Origin of the sequence: Streptomyces sp. NPDC053560, assembly GCF_044544605.1 — a bacterium.
GTDB lineage: Bacteria > Actinomycetota > Actinomycetes > Streptomycetales > Streptomycetaceae > Streptomyces.
This window is the reverse complement of record NZ_JBITXI010000018.1, coordinates 144,471-167,330: the sequence shown is the minus strand read 5'-3', so window position 1 is coordinate 167,330 and position 22,860 is coordinate 144,471. Positions and strand designations below refer to the sequence as shown.

The 22,860-nt window shown below is 71.4% G+C and carries 21 protein-coding genes and 1 pseudogene; 9 read left to right on the top strand and 13 right to left on the bottom strand.

The window, feature by feature from the left end:
• Together ACIGQF_RS34545 and ACIGQF_RS34540 are read left to right on the top strand one after the other, a co-directional pair.
• A partial coding sequence (locus ACIGQF_RS34545) for a zinc-binding dehydrogenase (protein WP_399718758.1) occupies nucleotides 1-410 on the top strand: 410 nt, incomplete at its 5' end.
• Nucleotides 410-1,039 (top strand): MBL fold metallo-hydrolase, encoded by a 630-nt coding sequence (locus ACIGQF_RS34540; RefSeq protein WP_399718756.1) that lies wholly within the window; start codon nucleotides 410-412, stop codon nucleotides 1,037-1,039. The genes ACIGQF_RS34545 and ACIGQF_RS34540, both read left to right, overlap by 1 nt.
• A 70-nt stretch (nucleotides 1,040-1,109) precedes the next feature.
• Here the strand turns inward: ACIGQF_RS34540 and ACIGQF_RS34535 are convergent, their stop codons facing one another.
• Nucleotides 1,110-2,060 (bottom strand): TIGR03619 family F420-dependent LLM class oxidoreductase, encoded by a 951-nt coding sequence (locus ACIGQF_RS34535; RefSeq protein ID WP_399718753.1) that lies wholly within the window; start codon nucleotides 2,058-2,060, stop codon nucleotides 1,110-1,112.
• Between the two features lie 234 nt (nucleotides 2,061-2,294).
• Between ACIGQF_RS34535 and ACIGQF_RS34530 the strand changes: the two genes are divergently transcribed.
• The 3 genes from ACIGQF_RS34530 (at nucleotide 2,295) to ACIGQF_RS34520 (ending at nucleotide 7,667) form a co-directional block, all read left to right on the top strand.
• Entirely contained in the window at nucleotides 2,295-3,035 is a 741-nt protein-coding gene (locus ACIGQF_RS34530; RefSeq protein WP_399718750.1) for a type 1 glutamine amidotransferase, read from the top strand.
• Nucleotides 3,036-3,379: 344 nt separating this feature from the next.
• The gene (ppdK, locus tag ACIGQF_RS34525; protein WP_399718748.1) at nucleotides 3,380-6,172 is read left to right on the top strand and encodes a pyruvate, phosphate dikinase; all 2,793 of its coding nucleotides are present in this window, start codon (nucleotides 3,380-3,382) and stop codon (nucleotides 6,170-6,172) included.
• Between the two features lie 487 nt (nucleotides 6,173-6,659).
• A complete protein-coding gene (locus ACIGQF_RS34520; protein WP_399718745.1) occupies nucleotides 6,660-7,667 on the top strand; it encodes an ArsR/SmtB family transcription factor in 1,008 nt (335 codons plus the stop codon).
• Here ACIGQF_RS34520 and ACIGQF_RS34515 read toward each other — a convergent pair.
• From ACIGQF_RS34515 to ACIGQF_RS34465, 11 genes are all read right to left on the bottom strand, one after another.
• Complete coding sequence (locus tag ACIGQF_RS34515) at nucleotides 7,645-8,841, bottom strand: alkaline phosphatase PhoX (RefSeq protein ID WP_399718742.1); 1,197 nt, start codon at nucleotides 8,839-8,841, stop codon at nucleotides 7,645-7,647. The genes ACIGQF_RS34520 and ACIGQF_RS34515 overlap by 23 nt on opposite strands.
• A gap of 124 nt (nucleotides 8,842-8,965) precedes the next feature.
• Entirely contained in the window at nucleotides 8,966-9,904 is a 939-nt protein-coding gene (locus ACIGQF_RS34510) for a TauD/TfdA dioxygenase family protein (RefSeq protein ID WP_399718738.1), read from the bottom strand.
• A gap of 268 nt (nucleotides 9,905-10,172) precedes the next feature.
• Nucleotides 10,173-11,009 carry a carbohydrate ABC transporter permease gene (locus tag ACIGQF_RS34505; RefSeq protein WP_399718736.1) on the bottom strand — a complete coding sequence of 279 codons (837 nt, stop codon included), beginning with the start codon at nucleotides 11,007-11,009 and terminating at the stop codon, nucleotides 10,173-10,175.
• Between the two features lie 3 nt (nucleotides 11,010-11,012).
• A complete protein-coding gene (locus tag ACIGQF_RS34500; protein ID WP_399718733.1) occupies nucleotides 11,013-11,927 on the bottom strand; it encodes a carbohydrate ABC transporter permease in 915 nt (304 codons plus the stop codon).
• Nucleotides 11,924-13,192, bottom strand: coding sequence for an ABC transporter substrate-binding protein (locus ACIGQF_RS34495; protein WP_399718731.1), 1,269 nt, complete (start codon nucleotides 13,190-13,192; stop codon nucleotides 11,924-11,926). Before ACIGQF_RS34495 ends, ACIGQF_RS34500 begins: the two co-directional genes overlap by 4 nt.
• A gap of 141 nt (nucleotides 13,193-13,333) precedes the next feature.
• A complete protein-coding gene (pcaD, locus tag ACIGQF_RS34490) occupies nucleotides 13,334-14,506 on the bottom strand; it encodes a 3-oxoadipate enol-lactonase (protein ID WP_399718729.1) in 1,173 nt (390 codons plus the stop codon).
• A 105-nt stretch (nucleotides 14,507-14,611) separates the two neighbouring features.
• On the bottom strand, nucleotides 14,612-16,000 hold the full coding sequence (gene pcaB, locus ACIGQF_RS34485) for a 3-carboxy-cis,cis-muconate cycloisomerase (protein WP_399718727.1): 1,389 nt from the start codon (nucleotides 15,998-16,000) through the stop codon (nucleotides 14,612-14,614).
• Entirely contained in the window at nucleotides 15,987-16,565 is a 579-nt protein-coding gene (gene pcaG / locus ACIGQF_RS34480) for a protocatechuate 3,4-dioxygenase subunit alpha (protein ID WP_399718724.1), read from the bottom strand. The genes pcaB and pcaG overlap by 14 nt, the downstream gene beginning before the upstream one ends.
• Nucleotides 16,565-17,335 (bottom strand): protocatechuate 3,4-dioxygenase subunit beta, encoded by a 771-nt coding sequence (gene pcaH / locus ACIGQF_RS34475; protein WP_399718721.1) that lies wholly within the window; start codon nucleotides 17,333-17,335, stop codon nucleotides 16,565-16,567. The genes pcaG and pcaH overlap by 1 nt, the downstream gene beginning before the upstream one ends.
• A gap of 9 nt (nucleotides 17,336-17,344) precedes the next feature.
• A complete protein-coding gene (locus ACIGQF_RS34470; protein WP_399718718.1) occupies nucleotides 17,345-18,124 on the bottom strand; it encodes a CoA-transferase subunit beta in 780 nt (259 codons plus the stop codon).
• Nucleotides 18,124-18,966, bottom strand: coding sequence for a CoA transferase subunit A (locus tag ACIGQF_RS34465; RefSeq protein ID WP_399718716.1), 843 nt, complete (start codon nucleotides 18,964-18,966; stop codon nucleotides 18,124-18,126). The genes ACIGQF_RS34470 and ACIGQF_RS34465 overlap by 1 nt, the downstream gene beginning before the upstream one ends.
• 134 nt (nucleotides 18,967-19,100) lie before the next feature.
• Between ACIGQF_RS34465 and ACIGQF_RS34460 the strand changes: the two genes are divergently transcribed.
• Complete coding sequence (locus ACIGQF_RS34460; RefSeq protein ID WP_399718714.1) at nucleotides 19,101-19,538, top strand: MarR family winged helix-turn-helix transcriptional regulator; 438 nt, start codon at nucleotides 19,101-19,103, stop codon at nucleotides 19,536-19,538.
• 22 nt (nucleotides 19,539-19,560) lie between these two features.
• Here the strand turns inward: ACIGQF_RS34460 and ACIGQF_RS34455 are convergent, their stop codons facing one another.
• Complete coding sequence (locus ACIGQF_RS34455; RefSeq protein WP_399718712.1) at nucleotides 19,561-20,313, bottom strand: IclR family transcriptional regulator; 753 nt, start codon at nucleotides 20,311-20,313, stop codon at nucleotides 19,561-19,563.
• A 249-nt stretch (nucleotides 20,314-20,562) separates the two neighbouring features.
• Here ACIGQF_RS34455 and ACIGQF_RS34450 point away from each other — a divergent pair.
• The 3 genes and pseudogenes from ACIGQF_RS34450 to ACIGQF_RS34440 all read left to right on the top strand — a co-directional run.
• Nucleotides 20,563-20,853 (top strand): annotated as a pseudogene (locus ACIGQF_RS34450) (MFS transporter); the annotation flags it as partial.
• 77 nt (nucleotides 20,854-20,930) lie between these two features.
• Complete coding sequence (locus tag ACIGQF_RS34445; protein ID WP_399718709.1) at nucleotides 20,931-22,328, top strand: condensation domain-containing protein; 1,398 nt, start codon at nucleotides 20,931-20,933, stop codon at nucleotides 22,326-22,328.
• 108 nt (nucleotides 22,329-22,436) lie between these two features.
• Nucleotides 22,437-22,766, top strand: a complete 330-nt coding sequence (locus ACIGQF_RS34440; protein ID WP_399718707.1) for a hypothetical protein — start codon at nucleotides 22,437-22,439, stop codon at nucleotides 22,764-22,766.
• Nucleotides 22,767-22,860: the final 94 nt, after the last annotated feature.

Sequence of the window (22,860 nt, the reverse complement as noted above, 5' to 3'; positions counted from 1 at the left end):
CGCATTCGGTGAATTCCAGGGGGGCGGATCCGGTGGCGGCGATCCGTGAGCTGACCGGTGGTTTTGGTGCGGATGTGGTGATCGAGGCGGTGGGGCGTCCGGAGACGTACAAGCAGGCGTTCTATGCCCGTGATCTGGCGGGGACGGTGGTTTTGGTGGGTGTGCCGACGCCGGAGATGATGTTGGAGTTGCCGTTGTTGGATGTCTTCGGGCGGGGTGGGGCGTTGAAGTCGTCCTGGTACGGGGACTGTCTGCCTTCCCGGGATTTCCCGATGTTGGTGGATCTGCATTTGCAGGGGCGTCTGGATCTGGGGGCGTTCGTGACGGAGACGATCGGGATCGAGGACGTGGAGAAGGCGTTCGCGCGGATGCACGAGGGTGACGTTCTCCGCTCGGTGGTGGTGCTCTGATGGTCGCCCGGATCGAACACCTCGTCACCTCCGGCACGTTCTCCCTCGACGGGGGCACGTGGGACGTCGACAACAACGTCTGGATCATCGGGGACGACAGCGAGGCAATCGTCATCGACGCGGCGCACGACGCCGATGCCATCCTGGAAGCGGTGGGCGGCCGACGCCTGCTGGCGATCCTCTCCACCCACGCGCACAACGACCACATCGACGCCGCGCCCGAACTCGCCGAGCGCGCGGCCGCCCCCGTCCTGCTCCACCCGGACGACTGGCCGCTGTGGAAGCAGACCCACCCCGAGCGGCTGCCGGACGGTGAACTGGGGGACGGGCAGATCTTCACGGTGGCCGGTACGGAGCTGACCGTGCTGCATACGCCGGGGCACGCGCCGGGTGCCGTATGCCTGTACGCGCCCGCGCTGGCGACCGTCTTCACCGGTGACACGCTCTTCCAGGGCGGGCCGGGCGCGACGGGCCGCTCGTTCTCGGACTTCCCGACCATCGTCGAATCCATCCGCGAACGGCTGCTGACCCTGCCGCCCGAGACGAAGGTGCTGACCGGTCACGGCGACAGCACCACCATCGGGGACGAGGCACCGCACCTGGAGGAGTGGGTCACCCGCGGCCACTGAGCCGCCACCGCTCCCTCACAAGGACCGTCTCCGCTCCCTCACACGGGCCCGTGGGACGTCAGCCGCTCCCTCACACAGACCCGCAGGACGTCAGTCGCTCCACTCGCCGCATCACCTCGCGGCAGAAGCGGCCGACGTCCTGCGGGTCGTCGGTGAACTGGGACGGCTTGATGCAGAACGTGCCGAAGCCCTGGGCCATCTGTTCCGGCACGCTCTCCAGCGCGCGGCCGAGGTCCGCCACCGCGTCCGGGCCGGGGAAGACCGCCCGGGTGCCGCCGACCATCTCCAGCTCGTCCATCGAGCGTCCCGCCTCCGCCATCGCCGCGCGCAGCTTGTCCAGCTCCTCCGGGGCCGGGCGGCCGAGCGGGTTGAAGCCGTGGCCGTGGCGGACCAGGCGGCGCAGCAGCGGGCCGTGCAGCGAGCCGCCGCCGAACCACAGCTCCGGGCCGCCGGGCCGGTACGGCTTGGGCTCCAGGTAGACATCGGAGAAGGCGTAGTGCTCGCCCTCGAAGGCGGCGGGGGAGGGGCGCCACAGGGTTTCCCAGGCGGCCAGGTGCTCGTCGAGCAGCTTGCCGCGCCGCGCGAACGGCACGTCGAGCGCCGCGTACTCGTCGCGGCTCCAGCTCACCGTCGGGAGGACGATCAGCCGGCCCTTGCTGAGCAGGTCGAGGGTGGCCAGTTCCTTGGCGAGGAGGAGGGGGTGGCGGAGCGGGGCGAGGATCGCTCCGGCGACCAGCCGCAGGCGTTCGGTGACGGCGGCGATGGCGCTGAGCAGGACGACCGAGTTGGGCCACGGGGTGTGCGGGTCCTGGTTGCCCGGGAGGGCGTACTCGCGCGGGTTGGGCATGACGCCGAGCGCGCCGGAGTCGGGCCCGAGGACGAGGTGCTCGCTCAGCATGACGGAGTCGAACCCGGCGTCCTCCGCCTCACGGGCCCAGCGGACGACCGCGTCGAGGTCGCAGCGGCCGCCGGTCATGGTCCAGTTCTCGCTGAGTACGAGCAGCATGCGGGGGGACGGCATACGCGGCCTCCAGGTCGGCATCGTTCGGCGTCGTTCAGTATCGGGCGGTATCGGGCGGTATCGGCGTCACCGTTTCGTGCTGTTGTTTGAGGTCAAACGATATGCCGGAGGGGTGGCCGCCTCAAGGGGGTGGCCGGCACGCGAGCGCCAGTAAATTTGATCCCAAACGGTTGCCTGATCGATCAGCCGAACGATTGGCCAACCGATCAGCCCTACGAGTCGAACGAGGTTGCCGTGACGAAGCGCGCCCTGGTCATCGCCCACGATCACCTGTCCACCGCCGGTCATGTCGGAGACCGGCTGGCGCAGCGCGGATACGCGCTTGAGGAGCTGCTCGTGGTCCCCGCGGAGCGGTACGCGACCCCGGACGTCGAGCCCCGATTTCCGCCGGTCACCGAATATGACCTGATTCTGTCGCTCGGCGCGCCCTGGTCCGTGAATCGCATGAACGCCTGGATACGGGCCGAGCTGGACCTGCTGCGGGACGCGCACCGACTGGGCGTGCCCGTGCTCGGCATCTGCTTCGGCGGGCAGCTGCTGGCCGCCTCGCTCGGGGGCTCAATTGAGCGCGCCCCGCGCTTCGAGCTCGGCTGGACGGAGATCGAGGCGGACGAGCCGGAGCTGCCCGGGCCCGGCCCGTGGTTTCAGTTCCACGGCGACCGCTGGCTGTTGCCGCAGGTCGCAGGGGGTGGAGAGGGGGCCGCACTCCGGGAGCTCGCGCGTAATGAGGTGGCTTCCCAGGCCTTCGTGTGCGGGCGCTCGCTCGGCGTGCAGTTCCACCCGGAGCTGACGCCGGAGGTGCTGCAGGCCTGGTTCGACGGTGATGACGAGGGGATCGCGGACGAGGTCGGGGTCGACCCTGAGGCGCTGGTCAAGGAGGTGCGGGCGGCGCTTCCCGAGGCGCGGGAGCGGGCGTATGCGCTAGTGGACGCCTTTCTGGCGAGGGTGGCGGGCGGAGACGTATCGGCGGAGTGACGTCGGCATGACACGTCCGTCGGTGGGTCCGGATCGTGGGATCAGGGGTCGCCCTGGCGCGTGATTCTCGCCACCCTTGATCAGGGGGCCGCTCAGATGAGCATGTGGCGAGGGGTTCCATCTCTCCAATGCTGGCACTGGGTGCCAGGCTTCATTACTTCAAATGATCAAGACTTGTATCGCTCTACGTGGAGAATCGGCATGGTCATCGGCACCCTTCGGAGTCATTCATTCAGAAGATGAATGCATGTCGCCAAGATCGTTAACTTTCGATCTGTTGGCTGACGCCGGGTTACGGGCGTATGTCGACCGAGTGGACGTACCCAGACGCCTTCGATCTGGGTATGTTCCTCGCCGTCAGGGCAGCCGTCCGCGAGGAGTTCAGTCCCGTGTCGGAAACACAAGATCCCCACGTAACCCAGTCGGCCGAGGCTGTGAAGTCGACGAAGTTCGTCTACGACTTCACCGAAGGCAACAAGGATCTGAAGGATCTGCTCGGCGGGAAGGGTGCGAACCTCGCCGAGATGACCAATCTGGGACTTCCCGTCCCGCCCGGGTTCACCATCACCACCGAGGCCTGCAAGGAGTACCTCGAGAGCGGTGCGGAGCCGGCGGCACTGCGTGCCGAGGTGTCGGGTCATCTGGACGCCCTGGAGCGCCGGATGGGCAAGCGGCTCGGGCAGGCCGACAACCCGCTGCTCGTTTCGGTGCGTTCCGGTGCGAAGTTCTCCATGCCCGGCATGATGGACACCGTTCTGAACATCGGGCTCTCGGACGAGTCGGTCAACGGCCTCGCCCAGCAGGCCGGTTCCGAGCGCTTCGCGTGGGACTCCTACCGCCGTCTCATCCAGATGTTCGGCAAGACCGTGCTCGGCGTCGACGGTGACCTCTTCGAGGAGGCGCTGGAGGAGGCCAAGCGTGCCAAGGGCGTGAAGGTCGACGTCGAGCTGGACGCGGCCGACATGAAGAAGCTCGTCGGGCAGTTCAAGGAGATCGTCTCCAAGGAGACGGGCCGGGAGTTCCCGCAGGACCCGCGCGAGCAGATGGACCTCGCGGTGCGCGCGGTCTTCGAGTCGTGGAACACCGACCGGGCGAAGCTGTACCGGCGCCAGGAGCGCATCCCCGGCGACCTCGGCACGGCGGTCAACGTCTGCTCGATGGTCTTCGGCAACCTCGGCCCGGACTCCGGCACCGGCGTCGCCTTCACCCGCGACCCGGCCAGCGGCCACCAGGGCGTCTACGGCGACTACCTGCAGGACGCGCAGGGCGAGGACGTCGTGGCCGGTATCCGCAACACCGTCCCGCTCGCGGACCTGGAGCAGCTCGACAAGAAGTCGTACGACGAGCTGATGCAGATCATGGAGACGCTCGAAACGCACTACAAGGACCTGTGCGACATCGAGTTCACCATCGAGCGCGGGAAGCTGTGGATGCTGCAGACCCGCGTCGGCAAGCGCACCGCGGGCGCCGCCTTCCGCATCGCCACCCAGCTCGTCGACCAGGGCCTGATCGACGAGGCCGAGGCGCTGCAGCGGGTCAACGGCGCGCAGCTCGCGCAGCTGATGTTCCCGCGCTTCGACGAGAAGGCGAAGACCGAGCTGCTGGGCCGCGGCATCGCCGCCTCGCCGGGTGCGGCCGTCGGCAAGGCCGTCTTCGACTCGTACACCGCGGTGAAGTGGTCGCGTTCGGGCGAGAAGGTCATCCTGATCCGCCGCGAGACCAACCCCGACGACCTCAACGGCATGATCTCCGCCGAGGGCATCCTCACCTCGCGCGGCGGCAAGACCTCGCACGCCGCCGTCGTCGCCCGCGGCATGGGCAAGACCTGTGTCTGCGGCGCCGAGGAGCTGGAGGTCGACACCAAGCGGCGCTGCCTGACCGCGCCCGGCGGTGTGGTTATCGAGGAGGGCGACGTCGTCTCCATCGACGGCTCGACCGGCAAGATCTACCTCGGTGAGGTGCCCGTCGTGCCCTCCCCGGTCGTGGAGTACTTCGAGGGCCGCATGCACGCCGGCGCGGACGACGCCGACGAGCTGGTCAAGGCCGTGCACCGGATCATGGCGTACGCGGACCGGGTGCGCCGGCTGCGGGTACGGGCCAACGCCGACAACGCCGAGGACGCCGCGCGCGCCCGCCGGTTCGGCGCCCAGGGCATCGGCCTGTGCCGCACCGAGCACATGTTCCTCGGTGAGCGGCGCGAGATGGTCGAGCACCTGATCCTCGCCGACACCGAGGAGGAGCGCGAGGCCGCGCTCTCGGAGCTGCTGCCGCTGCAGAAGGGCGACTTCGTCGAGCTCTTCGAGTCGATGGACGGGCTGCCGGTCACGGTGCGCCTCCTCGACCCGCCGCTGCACGAGTTCCTGCCCGACATCACCGAGCTGTCGGTGCGCGTCGCGCTCGCCGAGTCCCGCAAGGACTCCAACGAGAACGACCTGCGCCTGCTCCAGGCCGTCCACCGGCTGCACGAGCAGAACCCGATGCTGGGTCTGCGCGGCGTCCGCCTCGGCCTGGTCATCCCCGGCCTGTTCGCCATGCAGGTCCGGGCGATCGCGGAGGCCGCGGCCGAGCGCCGGGCAGCCAAGGGCGACCCGCGTGCGGAGATCATGATCCCGCTGGTCGGCACCGTCCAGGAGCTGGAGATCGTCCGCGAGGAGGCCGAGCAGGTCATCGCCGAGGTCGAGCGCGCCCACGGTGTGGACCTGGGGCTCACCCTCGGCACGATGATCGAACTGCCGCGTGCGGCGCTCACCGCCGGGCAGATCGCCGAGTCCGCCGACTTCTTCTCCTTCGGTACGAACGACCTCACGCAGACCGTGTGGGGCTTCTCCCGGGACGACGTGGAGGCCAGCTTCTTCACCGCGTACCTGGAGAAGGGCATCTTCGGCGTCAGCCCGTTCGAGACCATCGACAAGGACGGCGTGGGCTCGCTCGTACGCAACGCCGCCGAGGCCGGCCGGGCCACCCGCCCCGACCTCAAGCTCGGCGTCTGCGGTGAGCACGGCGGCGACCCGGAGTCGGTGCACTTCTTCCACGAGGTGGGCCTGGACTACGTCTCCTGCTCGCCGTTCCGCATCCCCGTGGCGCGGCTGGAGGCGGGCCGCGCGGCGGCCGAGTCCAAGGGCAGCGACAGCCGCTGACGCGGACAGTGGCCGGCGCCGTGCGCGCCGGCCGCACGAAGACTCGTCTGCCGGCCGGTGCACGAAACCCGGTCGGCAGACGGTAGGCGGCCGGACCCCGGCCGTGGACGACCGGAGCCGCTGGATGGGCCCCCGACCCTCAGCCGATCGCAGGGGCTCCGGTTCGTGCGAAACGAGGGCGGCACCTGTGCGGAGGTGCCGCCCTCGCCTTTTCCGGACTCCCCCCTCGGGAGCTGCCGCCGCCAGCTCGGCCCGGGCGGCGGCCTTCGGCGGGTAGCGGGGCGGCCGGTGATGGCTCGTCACCCCCCACGGGTCCGAGCAATCCGTGCCGTCCGTATCGCCGCCGAATTGAGTATCAGCATTCCGGGAGTTCGGTCCCGGCGCGACCCTTTTCAGATCTGGCCAAAAGGACGTGGTGACGCCGTGTGGCCGAGTGCATACTCGGGTGCTCGGGGGGCCGACGACTGATGGCGATGGTGGGGTTTCGGTGCTGCGCGTCCATTTCAGTGGACCGGATCTGGCCCGCGTGCGGATTGCCGCACGCCCTGATGTGCTCTGGGAGACCGTTTTAAGTTTTCACCGACTTCGCGACCGGCAGGGTGGTACGGCGCTCAACGAATGGCGTACGGAAACCCGCTCCCGGTTGAATGGTGAAACACGGTACCTCGCCCCGCTGGTACCGGCCAAGGGATATTTTCCCGATTTCCTTACGCCCCCCGAAGGGCTGCTCGGAATCGATGACGCACTCGACGCGCTGAAAGCCACTCCGGCCCCGCGGCTGCACCGGGATCTCACCCGGCTCGCCGACGGCCGCCCGCCCCAGCCGTGGCTCGCCGACCTCGCCCAGGGCGACACCCGGCCGCTGCACCGGCTCACGGGCGTCCTGCGGCACTACCATGACGCGGCCATCGCGCCGTACTGGCCGCACGTACAGGCTCGCATCGAGGCCGACCGGGCGGCCCGCGGCCGGGCCCTGCTGGACGGCGGCGCCGACCGGCTGCTCGGCTCGCTGCCGCCCATGATGCGCTGGCGGCCGCCCGTCCTGGAGGCGGACTACCCCGTCGACCGGGACCTGTACCTGGACGGGCGGGGGCTGCTGCTGGTCCCGTCGTTCTTCTGCCGCCGCACCCCGGTCACCCTGTACGACCCGGACCTCACGCCCGTCCTGGTCTACCCCGTCGAGCACCACGCCCCGCGGCCCACCACGGCGGCGGCGCCGGGCCGTTCGCTCGGCCGGCTGGTCGGCCGCACCCGCTCCGCGATCCTGCGGGGTATCGGCGGCGGCTGCACCACCAGCGAACTGGCCCGGCGCGCCGAGGTGTCGCTGGCCTCCGCCAGCCAGCACGCGACCGTCCTGCGGGAGGCCGGGCTACTGGTCACCCTGCGGCAGGGCAACGCGGTACTGCACACCCTCACCCCGCTGGGCGCCGCGCTCATCCGCGGCGGCGCCCCGGCGGACCCGGTACCGGCGGCTACGCCCGGAACGGCCCCGTGACCTCATAGGTGATGCCACCGGAGGAACTGCCGGTCGTGCCGCGCTGGCTGGAGAAGTACAGCCGCTTCCCGTCCGGCGAGAACGCCGGACCGGTGATCTCCGAGCCCGACTGGCCGTTGATCCGCACGAACGGCGCCACGACGCCGTCCGGCGTGATCACGCAGATCTCCATGTTGCCGCCGTCCTCGGCGACGTAGAGGTCGCCGGAGGATGCGCCGGTGACGTTGTCGACCCCGGTCAGCGGCGCGTTCCCGCCGGTGACCAGCGAGTCGTCGTACGCCAGCTCGTACGTGCTGTTCGTCAGGTTCAGCTGCCAGAGGCGGTTGTCGCCCTTGGTGGTGAACCACACCGTGTCGTTGGCGTAGTGGCAGCCCTCGCCGCCGTTGAAGTGCTTGGCGCCGGAGACCTGGGTACGGGTGGTGGCCGGCGAACCGTCCGGGTCGGGCACGTCCGCCCAGCTGAAGGAGCCCGCTGTGGCGGTCCCCGCGGCCAGCACCTGCAGCCGGCCGGCCGACAGATCGCCCCACGTGGTCGGCACGAAGCGGTACAGGCAGCCGTCCGACTCGTCCTCGGTCAGATAGATCGCCTTGCGCACCGGGTCGGCCGCGGCCGCCTCGTGCTTGAACCTGCCCAGCGCGTCCCGGCGGACGGCCGCCTTCACCCCGTACGGGTCCGTCTCGTACACCGCGCCGAGCGAGACCTCTTCGCAGGAGAGCCAGGTGTTCCACGGGGTTCTGCCGCCCGCGCAGTTCTGCCGGGTGTTGGCGAGGATGCGGTACGCGCCGATGATCGCGCCGGTCGCGTCGAACTTCACCGCGCTGACGCCGCCGCCCGGATTGATCTCCGAGTTGGAGACGTAGATCCACCCTCCCCCACTCTCGGCTTCGCTCGAGCGAGCGGTATCCCCATCGTCGGCGAAGCAGGCACCGCCGTCGGGGGCGTTGTGCCAGGTGTAGCCGGTGCTGCCGACCTGCTGGCCGGACCGGGCGATGATGCGGCCGGTGAAACCGGCGGGCAGCTGGATGCCGTTGGCGTCCGCGGCGCCGAGCGCGCCGTACGGGCCGGAGCCCGGCTGGGCGGGCGCCGCGTACGCGGCACCGGGCGTCAGGGTCCCGCCGAAGGCGGCCGCCGAGGCGCCGATGACGGCTCCGCGCAGGAAGGTACGACGTTCCACGGTCACTCCACGTGTGTCGTGAGAGCCCCGGCCGCCGGGTGGCGGCCGGGGGAGACGCGAAGTGCACCGTAAGAGACACGAGTTGACGTGGCCTCAACAAGTGGTAACGGGAGGCCGGACAGTCCTACTGCGGCCGGTCGCCCGCGATGGCGACCCGCTCCGCCACTCGTCCGTGCGGCGCGTAGTCGGCGACCGCGTAGTGCTGCGTCGCCCGGTTGTCCCAGAAGGCGATGTCACCCGGCTGCCAGCGGAACCGCACCTGGTACTCCGGCACATGGGCCTGCTGGAACAGCAGTCGCAGTACGCGGTCGCTCTCCGCCCGCTCCCAGCCCACGATGCGGGTGGTGAAGGAGGTGTTCACGAAGAGCATCTTCCGGCCGGTCTCCGGGTGCCGGCGCACCACCGGGTGCTCGACCGGCGGGAACTGCTCCTGGAGCGGGGCGAGCCGCTCGGCCGGGTAGAAGCGCTCGAAGCCCGGAATGAAGTCGTGCACCGCGCGGGCCCCGTCGATGCGCTCCTTGATGTCCAGCGGCAGGTTGTCGTACGCGGCGGCCATGTCCGCCCACATCGTGTCCCCGCCGAACGGCGGCACCTCGCGCAGCTGGAGGACCGCGCCCAGCGCGGGCCGCTCCCGGAAGGTCACGTCCGTGTGCCAGACGTTCTCGAAGGTGGGCGCCGTGGGGTCCTTCTTGTCGAACCGCACCACGTCCTCGGAGTCGCCCCGCGCGAGCAGCGGGTTGGTCTCCAGCTCGCCCCAGTTGCGGGCGAAGTCGCGCTGCTGGGCGGAGGTGAGGTGCGCGCCGCGGAAGAAGAGCACCTTCCACTCCAGCAGTGCCCGGTTCAGCTCCGCGCGGAGCCCGTCGTCCAGCGGGCGTGAGAGGTCGACACCGCGCAGCTCGGCGCCGATGGTGCGGGCCTGCGGGACGACCTCGAAGCGCTCGTACGGGCGGTCCTCCCAGCCGTCGGGCAGCCGGTGCAGGACCCGCTGCCCTTCGTAGAGGCCGTCGGCGGGGATGCGGTGGTCGCGCAGGGCAGGGGCGGTGGACACGGCGAGAGCCGTCATCTGATCCTCCTGAAAGAGACCAAGGGACAGGGAACGTGCGGAAGCACGAGAAAAGGGAGAAAAGGGTGGAACGGGGTGAAAGGGGGAGAGGGGAAGCGCCGGGAGCCGGTGGCTCAGTGGCGCGGGAGACAGCAGGCCGGGGGCGAACCCACCCGGCCGCGGCGGCGCAGGAAGCTCATGCCGCGGGGCGCGCACTCACCGTGGGGGCCGCAGGTCTGCGGCTCCCGCACACGGGAGGTCGGTCGCGCCATCATGCTGGCACCGTACATCAATCATCGATGCCTGTCCGCTCCACCCCCGCGACGATGTACCGCTGGAGCAGGAAGAACACCAGGATCAGGGGGAGGATCGAGACCGCGGCCGCCAGGAACAGCTCATGCAGATTGACGTTCTGCGCGGTGGTGAACGTCGACAGCGCCACCTGCACCGTCCACGCCTCCCGGTCCTGGCCGATCACCAGCGGCCACAGGAAGGCGTTCCACGCCCCGATGAAGACGATCGTGCCGACCGCGGCGAACACCGGCCGCGAGTTCGGCACCACCACCCGCCAGTACGTCCGCCAGTACCCCAGCCCGTCCACCCGCGCTGCGTCCTCCAGCTCGCGGGGGAAGCCGAGGAAGTACTGCCGGAAGACGAAGCACGCGAAGGCGGAGAAGAGGGTGGGGATGATCAGGCCGCGCAGGGTCGAGATCCAGCCGAGGGACGAGACGAGGACGAAGCTGGGGACGAAGGTGACCGCGGCCGGGACCATGAGCGTGCCGAGGATCGCGTAGAACACCGCGTTCGCGTGCCGGTACGGGATGCGGGCCAGGCCGTACCCCGCCGGCGAGGCCAGCAGCAGCGTGCCCAGCGTCGTGGCCACCGCGATCACCGTGGAGTTCAGCAGCGCCCTGCCCATCGGCAGGTTCGGGTCCGCGAACAGCTCGCCGATGTTGTCCCACCGCAGCGAGCGCGGGAAGAACGTCCAGTCCGGGGCCGTGATGTCGGCCTCGGTCGCCAGGCCGTTGCGCAGCAGCAGGTAGAACGGGATCAGGAAGAGCAGTGCGAGGACGAGCAGCACGACCAGCCGCAGGGCCCGGCCCGCCCGGATGAGTGCCTGGTCCACCGGTCAGTCCTCCTTGCGGCCCAGCCCGAACCAGCGGGCCTGGACGATGGTCGCCACCGCGATGATCAACGCGAGGATCACGGCGCCCGCGCTGCCGAGCCCGAGGTTCTGCTCACTGCCGAGCGCGATGTAGTACAGGTAGACCAGCGGCGGCCGGGCGTACGGCGGGTAGCCGCGGGAGTCGGAGAGCAGGTTGTAGAACTCGTCGAACGCCTGGAAGGCGTTGATGACGAGGAGCAGGACGACCGCGACGGACGTGGCCCGCAGCTGCGGGAAGGTGATGTGCCGGAAGATCTGCCAGCCGGGCTTCGCGCCGTCCACCGCTGCCGCTTCGTACAGCCGGGGCGAGATCCGCTGCAGCCCGGCCAGGAAGAGGATCATGTAGAAGCCGGCCTGGAGCCAGAGCCGTACGGTGACGATCACCAGCCAGTACCAGGGCGGGTGGGTCGTCGACAGCCACGCCGTCTGGTCCGCGCCGAACCACCCCAGCACGGTGTTGGCCAGCCCGAACCGCACCCCGTTGAAGATCGACAGCTTCCACACCAGCGAGGCGACGACGTAACTGCACGCGGTCGGCAGGAAGAAGACCGACCGGAAGAACGCCTGCGCGAACCGCACCCGGTTCACCATCAGGGCCAGCCCCAGCGACAGCGCGTACGTCGCGGGCACGATGAACGCCGAGAACAGCAGGAACGTGCCCAGGCTGCGGAGGAACGCGCCGTCGCCCAGCATCGAGGCGTAGTTGTCCAGCCCGACGAACTCCGTGGGCGTCACGGTGTTGTGCGCGTCGAAGAAGCTGAGCCACACGCTCCACAGCAGCGGTACGTACGTGAACAGGGCCAGCCCGACCGCGAACGGGCCGACGAACACCCAGAACCACAGGTTGCGGTTCTGGGGTCCCAGCAGCGTGCGGATCACTTCTTCTTGACCCGGTCCAGCTCGGTACGGGTCTTCCGGACGACCGCCCTCAGTTCGCTCTCCGGGTTCGCGCCGTCCTTGATGATCCGGCTGACCGCGTCCTGGTAGGCGGTCTTCGACGCGGTGGTCCACAGCAGCGGCTCGGCGTGGCCGAGGTCGGTGGCGTAGGAGACGGCGTCGGCCGCCGGGCCGGAGCGCAGCTCCTTGGCCTTCTCGGCGAGCGAGATCCGGGCCGGGATGTGGAAGCCGTAGGACAGCGCGAAGTCCCGCTGGTAGTCCGTGCGGTCGATCCACAGCCACTTCGCGAAGGCCGCCGCCTCCTTCTTGTGCTTGCTGCGCGCGCTGACCGCCGAGCCGTACGCGCCGACCGGTACGGCGTTCTCGCCGCCGGAACCGTCCTTGGGGAAGGGCAGCACCCCGAAGTCGTCCCCCAGCACCTTCTTCACCTGCGGCAGCGCCCACAGCCCCGACCACTGCATCGCGGTCAGGCCCTGGGTGAAGGCGGCCGGGTCGGACCAGTCGGTGGGCGCGCCGAGGAGCAGCGACTGGTCGGCGTACAGGGCGTGGATCTTCGCGAGCGTGCGGGCCGCTGCCGGGTCGTCGAAGCCGACCTTGCCGTCCTCGGTGACGATCGACAGGCCGGCGGCGTACAGGGGAGTGCCGCCGAGCGCGCCCGCGCCGCCGTCGTTCCCGAGGAAGAGCCCCTTGACCTTGTCCTTCTTGCCCTTGGCCGTCAGCTCGCGTGCCGCGTCGACCAGTTCGTCGAAGGACCGGGGCGGCTGCACCCCGACGTCCTTCAGCATGCTCTTGCGGTAGTAGAGCAGCTGCATGTCGACGACCTGGGGGATCGCCCAGATCTTGTCCTGCCAGATCTTCGGCGCGAGGACGGCCTGGTTGAAGTCGTCCTTGACGGGCTCGACGGCGGACGTCAGATCGATGACCTGGCCGCCGCGGATCTGGTCCAGCGTCGGCCCGTTGACCTCGAAGACGTCCGGCCCCGAGTCGGTCAGCAGGGCCGCGGAGGTCTGCCGGTCGTAGTCGCCCGGCCGCCACTGAACGGTGACATCGGCCTTGTCGTACGCATCGGCGTACCGTTTCACCGCCTGTTCGGTGCCGGTCTCGCCGTACTGGTGGTACCACTGGCTCAGCGCCGGTCCCGAACCGCCGCCACCGCGGCCGGTGTTGGAGCCACAGGCCGCCAGGGCGCCGGTGAGCGCGATACCGCCGCCGGCCGCCAACAGCCGCCGTCTGCCGATGTCCGTCATGCCTGCTGTCCCCCAGCGCTCGTCAATGATCGACCGGTGCGGCGACCACTCTGCCGCACCGGTGTGATGCACGCATGGCAACAACGTGAAACGCGCGGGGGATCATTCCGGCCGGGCCGGTGACACCCCGGGCCGCGCACGTCACTCCAGTTCGGCGAGCACATCCTGGGCGATGCCGAAGGCGGTGTTGGCGGCCGGGACGCCGCAGTAGACGCCGCTCTGCAGGATCACCTCGCCGATCTCCTCGGGCGTCAGGCCGTTGCGTACCGCGGCCCGTACGTGCATCGCCAGTTCGGCGTGGTGGCCGTGGGCGATCAGTGCGGTGAGCGTGATGCAGCTGCGGGTACGGCGGTCCAGCGTGCTGCCGGTCCAGATCTCGCCCCAGGCGTAGCGCGTGATGAAGTCCTGGAAGCGGGCGGTGAACTGCGTCTTCTTCGCCTCGGCGCGGTCCACGTGCGGGTCGCCCAGCACGGCCCGGCGTACCGCCATGCCCGCGGCCCGGCGGCCCGCGTCGTCGACCGGCCTCCCCTCCGTATCGGCGGCGTCCGGCTCCGGCGCGAAGTGCGCGGCCAGCGCGGCGGTCACCGGGCCCGGCCGGTCCACGCCCGCGAGGTGGTAGGCGCCGCCGACCTCGGTCAGGCTCGCGCCGGGGACGGCGTCGGCGATCTCCCGGGCGTGCGCGGGCGGTGTCGCCGGGTCCTCGCGGCCCGCGACGACCAGCGTGGGCACGGTGATCCCGGCGAGCCGGTCCCGGACGTCGTACGAGGCCAGCGCCTCGCAGCAGGCGGCGTACCCGGCCGGGTCGGTGTCCAGCAGGTCCTTGACGAGCGCCTGCCCGCGGGGCGCGGCGGCGAACTCGGGCGCGAACCACGTCCCGGGGCGGCTTCCCGCCATCGCCTCCGTCCCCTCGGCGCGGACGAGCGCGGCCCGCTCCCGCCAGGTGTCCGCACCGCCGAAGTGGGCCGAGGAGCACACGACCGCCAGCCTGGTCAGCCGCTCGGGGTGATCGGCGGCCAGCGTCAGGCCGACCGCGCCGCCGATGGAGATCCCGGCGTACGCGAAGGTGTCCCAGCCCTGCGCGTCGGCCAGCCGCAGCACGAGCCGGGCCAGGTCGGCCATGGCCGCCTCGGCGGGCACCAGCCCGGCCGCCGAACCGCCGTGCCCCGGCAGGTCCCAGCGCAGCACCCGGTGCGTCCGCGTCAGGGCCGCCAGCTGCGGCTCCCAGACGTCGAGCGAGGTGCCGATGGACGGGCCGAGGATCAGCGGCGGGGCGTCCTGCGGTCCGTCGAGTCGGTGGTGGGGGAGCTCGGTCACGGGGTCTCCTCGGGGGAGTTGCGTACGGATGGGGTACGGGTGCCCGGCGGGGCGGCGGTCAGGCGCCGGGAGCTGCCGGCGGGGGTGCGGTCGGGGCGGTGACGGTCATACCGCCGGGCCCGGCCGGCGCAGGGCCCGGTCGGTGAGGGCGGCCGCCGAGCCGGTGTAGCCGGCCGGGTCGGCCAGCGCCGCCAGCTCCTCCGAAGGCAGCGCGCCGGTCACCTCCGGATCGGCCCGGAGCACCTCGGCCAGCGTGCGGTCCTCCTCGACGGCCGTGCGCGAGGCGCGGGTCAGCGCGGCCTTGGCGGCCTGCCGGCCGAGCGCCGGCGCGAGCGCGGCCGACAGCCGCTCGGCGGCCATCAGGCCCTTGGTGCGCATCAGGTTCGCGCGCATCCGGTCCGGGAAGACCCGCAGGCCCCCGGCCAGCTCGGCGGCCTGCTCGGTGGCGCCGCCCGCCAGCCGCAGCAGCTCGCGCAGCGGCTGCCACTCGGCGTGCCAGGCGCCGGCCGGGCGCTCGTCCTCGGCGGCCAGCGAGCCCAGTACGGTCGCGGCCAGGTGGGGCGCCTGCCGGGCCGCGGCGGTGAGCAGCGTGGCGCGTACCGGGTTGGCCTTGTGCGGCATCGCGGAGGAGCCCCCGCCGCTGCCCTCGGCGACCTCGCCGCACTCGGTGCGGGAGAGCACCAGCACGTCCGCGGCGATCTTGCCGAGCGCGCCGGTGGTGAACGCGAGCGCGGACGCCAGGTCGGCGACGGGCGTGCGCAGCGTGTGCCAGGGGAGCGCCGGCTCGGCCAGGCCGGTCTCCGTCGCGTACGCGGCGATCAGCCGCGGCCCGTCCTCGGGCGCGAAGGTCTCCGACAGCGCGCCGAACGCGGCCAGTGTGCCGGCCGCGCCGCCCAGCTGGGCCGGCAGCCGGACCGCGGCCAGCCGCTCGTACGCGTCCAGGACCAGCGCCCGCCAGCCCGCCGCCTTCAGCCCGAAGGTGGTCGGTACGGCGTGCTGAGTGAGGGTGCGGCCGGGCATCACGGAATCGCGGTGCGCGTCCGCCAGCCCGTACAGCGTCTCCGCCGTACGGGCCAGGTCGGCCAGCACCGTCGCCACCGTCCGCCGCGCGACCAGCATCGCGGCGGTGTCCCAGATGTCCTGGCTGGTGGCGCCCCGGTGGACGTACCCGGTGGCGTCCGGCGCCGACTCCTTGACCGCCGCGGTGAGGTCGGCGACCAGCGGGATCACCGGGTTGCCGCCGGAGCGGGCGCGCAGCGCCAGGTCGCGCACGTCGAACCGGCGCACGTCGGCCGCTGCCGTCACGGCGCCGGCCGCGGCGGCGGGGGCCTCGCCGAGCGCGGCCTGCGCCCGGGTGAGCGCGGCCTCCGCGTCCAGCATGGCCTGGAGGAACGCGGCGTCCCCGGTCGCGGCCTCGGCGGCCGTGCCGGCCCGGACGGGGGCGAGCAGCCCCACGTCCTCCGGCGCCGCTGCCGCGGGATCAGTCGAAGGCAAGGAAGACCGTCTCCTTGTCGCCCTGGAGGTGGATGTCGAAGCGGTACGTACGGTGCTTGTCCGGCTCGGACCTGGCGAGAAGAGTCTCCCGCCGCGCGGGCTCCAGACCCGACAGCAGCGTGTCGCCGGCGGGTTCGGCGAGGTAGGCGCGGGTGAAGAGGTGGTGGGTGAGGCCGCGCGCGAAGACGCAGACGGAGAGGTACGGGGCGCCGCCCGGCGGCAGCGTGCGGACCGCGTAGTGGCCGTCGGCGTCGGTGGGCACCCGGCCGAAGCCGGTGAAGTCCACGCCGTTGCGGCCGTAGTGGCCGCCGGTCACCGGGTCGCGGCGGAGCGAGCCCGGCGCCCCGGCGAGCGAGCCCGCGGGGTCCGCCTGCCAGAACTCCAGCAGCGCGTCCGGTACCGGCTCGCCGGCGCCGTCGTACACGCAGCCGTGCACGGTGATCGTGTCCGGGTGTCCGGCGGGCGCGATCTCCCCGCCGTCGGGGAAGGGCAGCGCGTAGCCGTAGAAGGGGCCCACGGTGTGCGAGGGCGTGGGGGCGAGCGCGGGGGAGTGCTGCTCGGTCATCAGCGGCCTTCCTCGATCCAGGTGGCGGACGGACCGTCCAGGACGATGTCCCAGCGGTAGCCCAGCGAGAACTCCGGCTGGGACAGGTCGTGGTCGTAGGTGGCGATCAGCCGCTGCCGGGCGGTCTCGTCGGTCACCGAACGCAGGATCGGGTCGTACTGGAACAGCGGGTCGTTCGGGAAGTACATCTGCGTCACCAGGCGCTGGGTGAACGCGTTGCCGAACAGCGAGAAGTGGATGTGGGCCGGGCGCCAGGCGTTCTCGTGGTTCCGCCACGGGTAGGCGCCGGGCTTGACGGTGGTGAAGGAGTAGCTGCCGTCGTCCCCGGTCAGTACGCGGCCGACGCCGGTGAAGTTGGGGTCCAGCGGCGCCGGGTGCTGGTCGCGCTGGTGGGCGTACCGGCCGGAGGCGTTGGCCTGCCAGATCTCGACGAGCTGGCCGCGCACGGGACGGCCGCCGCTGTCCAGCAGGCGCCCGGAGACGGTGATCCGCTCGCCGAGCGGCTCGCCGTGGTGCTGCTTGGTGAGGTCGCTGTCGAGGGCGGTGACGTCGGTGCTCCCGAAGACCGGCCCGGACAGCTCGACGGTCTCCGGGTCGCCGCCGCTCACCGCGACGAGCGGCTGCTTGGGGTGGCGCAGGGTGCTGGAGCGGTAGGGGGCGTAGTCCCGCGGCGGGTGGTGCGCGGCGGGAGCGCCGCCGGCCCGCGCCTTGTCGTACGCGTCCTGCACTTCGGCGATTTCGCGGTCGATGTCGGCCTGTGTGAGTGCCATGGTGGTCTCCTACCTCTTCCCTGCGGCCTTGAGCGCGCGCAGCGCGGCCAGCTCTTCGGCGGTGGGCGGTGCGGTGGTGGTGACCTCGTCCGCCACCCGCAGCTCCCAGCCGGTGGCGGCGCGTACCTGCTCGACGGTGACGCCGGGGTGCAGGTCGGTCAGTACCAGCTCGGCGGTCGCCGGGTCGGGGCGCAGCACACCGAGGTCGGTGATGACGGCGGTGGGGCCGGCGCCCGGCATGCCCAGCGCGGCGCGGTCCTTGGGCCCGGCGCCGTGGCCGAGCGTGGTGACGAAGTCCAGCGCCCGGACGAAGTTGCGCGTCGAGTGGCGCAGCACCATCAGCACCCGGCCGCAGTTGGACGCGATCTCCGGCGCGCCGCCCGCGCCGGGCAGCCGGCCCTCGGGCCTGTCCTCGCCGCGGCTGACGACGGTGGTGTTGATGTTGGCGTACCGGTCGACCTGGGCCGCGCCGAGGAAGCCGACGTCGATCCGGCCGCCCTGGAGCCAGTAGTTGAACATCTCCGGCACCGGGACCACCGCGTCTGCGGTCTCCGCGAGTTCACCGTCGCCGATGGAGAGCGGCAGCGCGGTCGGCTTGGAGCCGATGGTGCCGGACTCGTAGATGAGGACGAGGCCCGGATTGACGGTGGCGCGGGCCAGGTTGGCGGCGGTGCTGGGCAGGCCGATGCCGACGAAGCAGGTCTTCGCGCCGGCCAGCGCGCGGGCGGCATTGACCTCCATCAGCTCGTCGCGGGTGAACTCCGCCTCGGGGGCGCTCGCTTCGGACATCAGGCGTTCGCTCCTTCGGCCGTACGGGCAGCGGACTCGGCCCCGCGTACGTGCGTCTCGATCCACTGCGTGAAGGCCTCGCGGTCCCGCGCGATGGGGTCCCAGGCCTGGTAGAAGGCGTTGTCGCGGACGGAGTAGCCGGTGGCGTACGAGGGGTGGGCGCCGCCGGGCACGTGCGCGACCGCGTCCAGTACCCAGGTCGGCAGGGTGACGCCGCCGGGACGCGGCACCAGCTCGTCCACGATCTCCTCGACGGTGACCAGCACCCGGCTCGCGGCGAGCGCGGCCTCCTTCTGCACGCCGGTGAGGCCCCACAGCTGCACGTTGCCCGCGCGGTCGGCCTGCTGGGCGTGGATGACGGTGACATCGGGGTTGAGCGCCGCGACGGCCGCCAGCTTCTCGCCGGTGAACGGGCAGGTCACGGTGGAGACGGTGTCCGTACGGCTCGGGATGTCGCTGCCGCGGTAGCCGCGCAGCACGGCGAACGGCAGCTTGGACGCGCCCGCGACATAGCGGTTGGCCATGCCGGCGTGGCTGTGTTCGTCCAGCTCCAGGGGGCGCGGCCAGCCGTTCTCGACGGCGTCGCGGAAGCGGTGCAGCGAGCCGACGCCGGGGTTGCCGCCCCAGGAGAAGATCAGCTTCCTGACCAGGCCTGCGCCGATCAGCTGGTCGTAGATGACGTCGGGCGTCATCCGGGCGAGGGTCAGATCGGTGATGCCCTGGCGGATGATCTCGTGCGCGGCGGCGAACGGGATCAGGTGGGTGAAGCCCTCCATGGCGACGGTGTCCCCGTCGTGGATGAGGTCCGCCACGGCGTCGTGGAGGCTGCGAATCTCGGCCATCATCACTCCGCGGGTGTGGGTCCAGAAAAGGTACCGACGGTGCGCGCACTGCCGAAGAAATGCTCAGTGCACTGATTAATTCGTCGATGGGCCGTAGACTTCCATCGACTTCCTCATTCGTCAATGGAGGCCCCATGGCCGCGGTCGATCTCAGCACCCATCCCGGGCACCTGGCCCGGCGTCTGCAGCAGGCGCACTCGCTGCTGTGGGGCGCGATGGTGTCCGAGGAGACCACCTCACCGCAGTTCGCGGTCCTCAACGCGCTGGTGGAGAAGCCGGACATCGATCAGCGCACGCTGAGCGAGCACGTGCACCTGGACCGCTCGACCATCGCCGACGTGGTCGCCCGGCTGGTCCGCCGCGGCCTGGTGGAGCGGGTGCGCGACCCGCTCGACGGCCGCCGCAACGTCCTGAAGCTCTCCGAGGAGGGCGCCCGGCACCACCGCAAGCTCGTCACGCGCACGGCCCGCATGAACCGGGTCTTCCTGGCCCCGCTGGAGGAGGACGAGCAGGAGACGCTGCTCCGCCTGATCGCCCGGGTCGCGGACGCGGCGGAGGGGCTGCGGGGCTAGCCCGCCAGGGTGCGCGGCGCCCTCAGCCCATGAGGGGCAGGCCGCCGCTCACCGTGCGGGCGGCCGCCGTCAGCGAGGACACGAAGCGCGGCAGCCGCTCGGCGGTGAAGCGCGCCGACGGGCCCCCGAAGGACAGCGTGGCGACCACCTCGCCGCCGCGCGAGCGCACCGGTACGGCCACCGACGACAGCCCCTCCTCGTGCTCGCCGTGGCTGACCGCGTACCCGGCACGGGCCGCCTCCGCCGCCCATTCGGTCAGCGTGCGGGCGTGCCGCGTGCCGTGCGGGGAGCGGCGTGCGACCCGCTCGACCAGCGCCGGGTCCGCGCCGATCAGCAGGACCTTGGACGGCCCGCCGGCCCACAGCGGCAGCTCGTCGCCGACGCGGACGACGTGCCGCAGGGCCTGCGGCCCCTCCTCCTGCGCGATGCAGATCCGGTGCACGTCGCGCCGTACGTACAGGTGCACCGTCTCCCGGTGCTCGGCGGCCAGCTCGCGCAGCGCGCGCCGGGCGGTGGCCGGGAGACGCCAGCCCTGGTCCGCCAGCCGGACCCAGCGCAGGAACGTCGGCCCCGCGGTGTATCTGCCGTGTTCGTCCAGCCAGAGCAGGCCGTTCATGCGGAGCGTCTGGAGCAGGCGGAGCGCGGTGGTCTTGGGCAGGCCGCTGCCCTCGACGATCTCGCGGAGGGTCAGTGCGGGCCGCTCCTCACCGAAGAGCCCCAGGATGTCGATGGCCCGCTGAACCGTCCGCATGCCGCCGCGCTCGCTCTCGCTCATGGCGACAGTATGGGATGAGGTCCGCTCCGCGGACCAGGGGAAGGCAATCCTGCGGTTACTCGCCGGCAACCTCTTGCAGATAGTCAGCACACGTTCTATCGTCGCCGCAGCTCGGACCGAGTGGTCCGTATAGCGGACCAGACGGACCAGACCCGTACCGCGGCCCTCGATCCGTCCAGCGGACCGGACGAAGGAATCCCCGCATGAGCGCGACCCCGCGCCCCGCCGCCTCGCCCCGCCTTCCCGTGCAGCAACCGACTGGTCGTGAACTGGTTCCCGGGCCGCGAGCGGGGCCGCGCCACCGCCACGTACACCTCCGGCGAGTACCTCGGCCCGGCCGTCGCCGCCCCCGTCCTCTCCCTGCTCACCGTGCGCTTCGGCCGGCGCTCGGTCTTCGTCATCACCGGCGTCGTCGGCCTGCTCGCATACGCCCTGCTCATCGACAAGGTCGAGCGGGTCGAGGGCTGGCCGCGGGCCGGCGTCCCGGCCGGTGCCGCCTCCGGTACCCCGTTTCTGTCAGCAATCCGGCTCGTTGGGTGAAGAAGCGCGAGTCCGGTGCATGGCCGCCCCGGCCGCGCGAGCGACATGGCAACTGACAGGCGACGGAAAGAGCCATAGTGCTTCAGGTACCCATCGGAGACGTGGAGATCGCCCCGGGACATGTCTTCGAGTGGTCGGTGGTGAGCGCGCGGATGCGCGCGGCCGACCCTTCACCGCCGTATGAGATGACGACGTACAACCAGGCGAAACACTTCGCGGTGGCCCATGAGACCCATGGCGACGAGGACGCCGTCTGTGCCTACGTGGCAGGCACGTTCGAGATCCCCGGACCGCTCGACCGGGCAGCGCTGGACGCGGCGCTGCTCCACTTCGTGCGCCGCCACGAAGTGCTGCGCTGCACATTCCAGCAGCTCTCCGGCGACCTGTCCTGCGACGCGCTGGCGCCGGAGGACATCGAGCTGAAGTGTGTCGACGCGGGGCCGACCGGCTCCGCCGAAGAGGTCCGGGAGTACGTGCACCGGTTCTTCCAGCGGGTCGACACGCTGTCCTGGCCGCTGATCACCATGGGCGCGGTGGTCAGGGACGACTCCACCACCGTCTGCTTCGCCTGCGACCACCTGGTGACCGACGGCCTGTCGACGCCGATCGCGGTGAACGACATCGCCACCGCGTACGAGGCGTACGCCCGGGGCGAGGAGCCCGACCTGCCCGAGGTGGGCAGCTACCTCGAATTCAGCCGGGCCCAGCGCGCCGCCACCGACACCATGGACGCCGACGACGAACGGCTGGACCACTGGAAGGAGTTCGTCGCGCGCGGCGACTGCTTCTTCCCGCCGTTCCCGCTGGATCTCGGCGTCGAACCGGACCGGCTGTACCCCTCGGTCAACGTTACGGAAACGCTTCTGCACGACCGGGAGGCCGCCGAACTGGCGGCCCGGTGCGAGGCGGCCGGCGGCAGGCTCTTCATGGGCGTACTGGCCGCCGTCGGGGTGGCCCTACGCAAGGAGGGCGGGCCCGACGTCTACCGGGGCCTGATGCCGGTCAACGAACGCGGCCGGGGCGCCTACGCGCACACCATGGGCTGGTTCATCAACACGATGCCCATCGAGTTCTCGGTGGCCGAGGACAAGGACTTCCCCGACGTCATGCTCGGCGTACGGGACGCCTTCGCGGAGATGCAGCGCCACGCGGACGTGCCCTTCGTCAAGGCGTGGCACCTGCTCGCGCCGCAGGAGGACACCGCGCTGCGCTACTGGCCGTACGCGGTCAACTTCTTCTCCTACCTGGACTTCCGCAAGTCGCCCGGGGCTGAGCAGCACGTCGCCCGCAACGCCCAGAAGCACCTCTGGGTCTCCCGCTGCAACGGCATCTGCTTCTGGTTCCACCGCAACGACGCCGGCCTCCACATGAACGCCATCCACGTCGACACCCCGCAGGCCCGGAAGACCAAGGACGCCCTCGGCACCACCCTCGCCCACACGCTGAGGAACATGAGGACGAACGGCACCTTCTGAGGGACGGGGGGCCTACGGGTGGTGCGGGTGCGTCCCGGCGTGAGGGGTCAGGTCCGCCCAGCGGACCAAGGGGCCCGGCAAGCGGTCCGGCGTCGTTACGCTGGTTTCATGACCCTGACACCGGAACTCCCCGCCGCCACCGCCGGCGACTGGTGGGTCACCACCGACCAGTCGCTGGGCCTCGTCCAGCAGCACGGCGCCGCCGCGCGCACCGCTCCCGACCTGCTGGCCACCCTTGCCGAGATCGGACGGGTGCGGGCCGCCGCCGACTCCGCGCTCGGCGCGGCCGTACGGGCCCTGCTGGCCTCCGGGCACGGCTGGGACGAGATCGCCGACGCGCTCGGGCTGCCCGGCGCGGACGCCGCCCGCCGGGCCACCGCCGACGCGGTCCACCGGGCGGACCGGGCGCTCGACCGGCGCCTCGGCCGTCGCGGCTGACCCGCCTCCCCGCGCCGCTCCCACCCGGAACCACCCGCTGACTGACGATTCAGTCAGCGGGCTCATTGACATGCCCGGTTCCCGCTCCAAATAC